The 5,307-nt window shown below is 64.0% G+C and carries 5 protein-coding genes; all 5 read left to right on the top strand.

Going from position 1 to position 5,307, the window contains the following annotated elements:
• Window positions 1-367, top strand: a 367-nt coding sequence (locus tag EOA27_RS20220; RefSeq protein ID WP_189562064.1) for an aminotransferase class IV, incomplete at its 5' end; no start/stop codon positions are given.
• Window positions 368-406: 39 nt separating this feature from the next.
• Window positions 407-1,336: a DUF3445 domain-containing protein gene (locus EOA27_RS20215; RefSeq protein ID WP_126081473.1), complete on the top strand. Its 930-nt coding sequence runs from the start codon at window positions 407-409 to the stop codon at window positions 1,334-1,336.
• A gap of 132 nt (window positions 1,337-1,468) precedes the next feature.
• Entirely contained in the window at window positions 1,469-2,914 is a 1,446-nt protein-coding gene (locus tag EOA27_RS20210) for a homospermidine synthase (protein ID WP_126081472.1), read from the top strand.
• Between the two features lie 87 nt (window positions 2,915-3,001).
• Entirely contained in the window at window positions 3,002-3,376 is a 375-nt protein-coding gene (locus tag EOA27_RS20205) for a hypothetical protein (protein WP_126081471.1), read from the top strand.
• A 190-nt stretch (window positions 3,377-3,566) separates the two neighbouring features.
• Window positions 3,567-5,307, top strand: a 1,741-nt coding sequence (locus EOA27_RS20200; protein ID WP_145970436.1) for a bifunctional UDP-sugar hydrolase/5'-nucleotidase, incomplete at its 3' end; no start/stop codon positions are given.

Raw genomic sequence — 5,307 nt, 5'->3', positions numbered from 1 at the left:
GCTGCAATTGGCGCGCGTCCGCCTCGATTCCGGCGATACGCTGCTTCGCCATAAGACCAGCCGCCGCGATGCCTACCAGCACGCGCGCGCCGAATATCTCGCCAGCCGCGCCGACGAGGTGCTGCTCGCCAACGAGCGCGGCGAGCTCTGCGAGGGCACGATCACCAATCTCTTCGCCGATTTGGGCAACGGTCCGCTCGCCACGCCCCGCCTCGACTGCGGCCTTTTGCCTGGAATATTGCGCGGCGAGCTTCTGGACGAAGGCCGCGCCGTGGAAGCGATCTACAGCTTCGACGACCTGAAGGCGGCGAAGGCGATCTTCGTCGGCAACTCGCTGCGCGGACTGATCCCGGCGCGGCTTGGCTGACCACGCTGGAGACACAAACTGGATAACACCCAAACAGGCATCCGCCACCCGACCCATACACCCTATGACGGGTCCTCGAAGCTCTTCAGCATCGGGCTGAAGCCGCTCGACTTCGACCGCTGGATCGAGGTCGACGAGTTCCTGCTGCCCCATCTCGCCGAAAAGCAGCGGCTCTACGCGGAAATTCCGGAAAGGGTCTTTGTCGAGGAAGACTGCACCCGTGACGCTCAGCGCGAAGTGCTCGACCTGCTCGTCGCCCATCTCGAAGCCGCGCATCCCGTAACCCACCACCGCAACGGAGCCGACGTCGAGCCGGTCGGGTTCGAGGGTATGACCGACCGGCTGCCTCCTGCCTTGCGCGAGGCACCGCTGGCAAGGGCCTCGCTGCTTGTCCAGGAAGACCTGATCCTGATGCGCCGCGACGAACGCGGCTGGCGGTTGGCTGCCGGCTCGCTATGCTTCCCTTCATCGTGGTCGCTGCGGGAAAAATTCGGCAAGCCGCTGCAGGAGATCCACGAACCGGTGCCCGGCTTCGGACCAGGCACTCGGCCGGCTGAGCTCATCAACCGCATGTTCGACGGCCTGCAGGGCCAGGCGGTCGAGCGCTTCAACTGGTCGATCCAGGCCGATGACAGGCTCTACCATCCGCTTTCCAATGTCGAGCGCATCGACCGCGCCACGAACCGCCCGAGCCGCTTTCCGGACGGCGACGTCAACGCCCACGCCTTCATCCGCGTCGAACGCCAGACGCTGCGCAAGCTTCCAGTGTCGCGCGACATCCTCTTCACCATCCGCATCCACCTCGATCCGCTCAAGCTGCTCGCTGACCATCCGGACCGGGCGACATTGGCGGCCTCCTTCGCGGAGCAGCTCCTGGCCCTCGACCAGCAACAGCTCGACTACAAGGGCCTGACTGCCGACCGCGACCGGCTGGTTGCACTCCTCGGCCGCATGGCCGGATCGGCTTAACCACACGCCCAGAACGGCCTAGCCGGCGGTTGGCGCTTTTCGCTGGTTTATGACAATGATCTGTGGTGTAGCGCTTGGCCGTCGGGCCAAAGGCGCCCGGTTTTGCGCGTGTTTGAAGGAGTGTGCGAAAAAATGGCGAATGAAAACTGGCCCGTTTACGGTGAAATCACCGGTCCCGTCGTGATGATCGGCTTCGGCTCGATCGGGCGGGGAACGCTGCCGCTGATCGAACGCCATTTCAAGTTCGACAAGTCGCGCATGACGGTCATCGACCCTCTCGACACCGACCGCAAGCTGCTTGACGAGCGCGGCATCGCCTTCATGCAGGACGCTGTGACCGAGAAGAATTACAAGAAGCTGCTGACGCCGCTTCTGACCAATGGCGGCGGCCAGGGCTTTTGCGTCAACCTGTCGGTCGACACCGGTTCGGTCGACCTGATGAAATTGTGCCGCAAGCTCGGCGTGCTTTACATCGACACCGTCGTCGAGCCGTGGCTGGGCTTCTATTTCGACGCCGAGGCCGACAATGCCAGCCGCACCAACTACGCGCTGCGCGAGGCGATGATCAAGGAAAAGCAGGACAAGCCCGGCGGCCCGACGGCGGTCTCCACCTGCGGCGCCAATCCCGGCATGGTCTCGTGGTTCGTCAAGAAGGCGCTGGTCAACCTCGCCACCGATCTCGGGCTCGAGTTTTCGGAGCCCGCCCAGGAAGATCGCGAGGGCTGGGCCAGGCTGATGAAGAAGGCCGGCGTCAAGGGTATCCACATCGCCGAGCGCGACACCCAGCGCACCAAGAAGCCAAAGCCGATGAACGTGTTCTGGAACACCTGGTCGGTCGAAGGCTTCATCTCGGAGGGCCTGCAGCCGGCCGAGCTCGGCTGGGGCACGCATGAAAACTGGATGCCGAAGAATGGCAAGAAGCACAAGCACGGCTCCAAGGCGGCGATCTATCTGGAGCAGCCCGGCGCCAACACGCGCGTTCGCAGCTGGTGCCCGACGCCGGGCGCGCAATACGGCCTGCTGGTGACCCATAACGAGTCGATCTCGATCGCCGACTTCTTCACCGTGCGCTCGAAGAAGGGCAAGGTCCAATACCGTCCGACCTGCCATTACGCCTATCATCCCTGCAACGACGCCTTGCTGTCGCTGGACGAGATGTTCGGCGCCGCCGGCAAGCCGCAGCCGGTCCACCACGTGCTGGACGAGAACGAGCTGGTCGACGGCGTCGACGAGCTCGGCGTGCTGCTCTACGGCCACGACAAGAACGCCTACTGGTACGGTTCGCAGTTGTCGCTGGCCGAGGCGCGCAAGCTCGCCCCTTACCAGAACGCCACCGGCCTGCAGGTCACCTCGGCGGTGCTCGCCGGCATGGTCTGGGCGCTTGAGAACCCGGCGGCCGGCATCGTGGAAGCCGACGAGATGGACTACCGGCGCTGCCTCGAAGTGCAGTCGCCTTATCTCGAGCCGGTCAGGGGCTACTATACCGACTGGACTCCTCTGGACAACCGCCCGGGCCTCTTCCCGGAGGACCTGGACAAGGACGACCCGTGGCAGTTCCGCAACATTCTGGTCCGATAGAGCCGGGACTGACCAGTGGCAGCGCCTTGCAATCGCCCGGAAATCGGGCGATTGAGAGGGTGCGGACTGAGGAGAGGATTTTCAAGAATGACCATTGCGCGCAAACTGCTTTCGGCAGGCGCCGCGGCAAGCCTGCTGGCTGCGGCCGCCTGCACCACCACCGGCCCATCGGAACCACCGGGCGCAGCTGCGCCGAAGGGCGTCGAGGGCAACTGGATCGACGCCAAGGGCACCGGCCTGTCGACCTTCGCGGCTGGCAGCTTCACCACCGTTGCCACTGACACCGGCCAGAAGCTGTCGGAAGGCAGCTACACCTTGACCGGACCGACCTCGGTCGAGATCCACGGCACCTCGCTGATCCGCCAGACGCCGGTCAGCTTCAACTGCCTGATGGTCTCGATCAGCCAGCTCAACTGCACCAGCGCCAGCGGCCAGAATTTCGTGCTGACGCGCCGGGCCTGAGGCTCGCAGACATCCATCCAAAAAGGACGGCGGCGCAAACCGCCGTCCTTTTTTGTGCCGGCAAACATCTCCCCGATTTGTGCTTGCATCGGCCGGGACCCGATGTGAACATGACCCGAGGCTGACTGTTATTTTCCAGTCAAGCGAAGGCGTTAAGCACTGTCGAAGTCAGCTTATCCGGGAGACGAAGATGAAGAAGATTGCCGCCATCCTAGCCCTTTCCGCTTCGACGCTTGGCCTGTCGGCCGGCGTGTCCTTTGCCGACTACACGCTGAACATCCTGCATTTCAACGACTGGCACAGCCGCATCGAAGGCAACAACAAATACGAGTCGACCTGTTCCGCCGAAGAGGAGACCAAGGGCGAATGCATCGGCGGCGCCGGCCGGCTGATCACCGCGATCGCTGGGGAGCGCAAGAAGCTCGAAGGGCAGAACGTGCTGCTGCTCAATGCCGGCGACAGCTTCCAGGGCTCGCTCTTCTACACCACTTACAAGGGTGCAGTAGAGGAGGAGTTCCTCAACCAGATCAAGCCCGACGCGGTGACGCTCGGCAACCACGAATTCGACGACGGCGAGACAGCACTGGTGCCTTACCTCGACAAGGCTAAGTTTCCGATCGTCAGCGCGAATGTCATGCCCAACGACAAGTCCGGCGCGTCGGGCAAGATCAAGTCCTCGATCGTCGTCGAGGTCGGCGGCCAGAAGATCGGCATCATCGGCGCCGTCACCAACGACACGCCGGAACTCGCCTCGCCCGGCCCGAACATCGCCATCGCCGATGACGTCAAATCGATCACGGCCGACGTCGAGAAGCTCAAGGCGCAAGGCATCAACAAGATCATCGCGGTCACCCACATCGGCTACAGGCGAGAACGCGACGTGATCGCCAAGATCCCGGGGATCGACGTGGTGGTCGGCGGCCACAGCCACACGCTCCTGTCCAACACCGACCCGAAGGCCGAAGGCCCCTACCCGACCATGGTCGATAACCCGGACGGTTCCAAGGTGCCGGTGGTGCAGGCGGCGTCCTATTCGAAATATCTCGGCGAGTTCAAGGTCGTGTTCGACGACAACGGCGTGGTCAAGGAAGCCAGCGGCGCCCCGATCTATCTCGACAAGTCGATCACGCCCGATCCCACTGTCCTTGCCCGCATCAAGGAGCTCGGCGCGCCGATCGAGGCGCTGAAGAACAAGGAAGTGGCCGAGACCACCAAGGCGATCGATGGCAGCCGCGAGAATTGCCGCGCGCGCGAATGCGAGATGGGCAATCTCGTCTCCGACGCCATTCTCGACCGCACCAAGGGTCAGGGCGTCGAGATCGTCATCTCGAACGGCGGCGGCCTGCGCGCCTCGATCGACCAGGGCACGGTGACGATGGGCGAGGTGCTGACCGTGCTGCCGTTCCAGAACACGCTGGCGACCTTCAAGATTTCGGGCAAGGACCTGGTCGCGGGCCTCGAAAGCGGCCTCAGCCAGGTCGAGGACGGCGCCGGCCGCTTCCCGCAGGTCGCAGGGCTGAAATATTCCTTCGACAAGTCGGTCGCGCCCAATGCCGGCCGCGTCAAATCGGTCGAAGTGATGGAGAACGGCGCCTGGGCGCCGATCAATCCCGACAAGCAATATCTGGTCGCCACCAACAACTATGTCCGCCAGGGCGGCGACGGCTACAAGGTCTTCGCCGAGGGGGCCAAGGACGCCTATGACTACGGCCCCGGCCTGGAGCAGGTCGTGGCCGACTATCTCGGCGCGCATCGGCCCTACACGCCCAAGCTCGACGGCCGCATCACCGAGATCGCGGCGCCGACGGCGGCGGCTGAGCCGGCCAAGCCCGCGGAACCGCCTGCTGAAACCGCTCCGGCGAACGCCGAGCCTGCCATGCCGGCTATGCCTTCCGGCTCCAGCGACATTGCCGGCACACCTCCGGCCGTTC

Source organism: Mesorhizobium sp. M2A.F.Ca.ET.037.01.1.1 (assembly GCF_003998075.1).
Classification (GTDB): domain Bacteria; phylum Pseudomonadota; class Alphaproteobacteria; order Rhizobiales; family Rhizobiaceae; genus Mesorhizobium.
The sequence above is the reverse complement of the archived record's forward strand: the minus strand, read 5'-3'. Positions and strand labels throughout refer to the sequence as shown.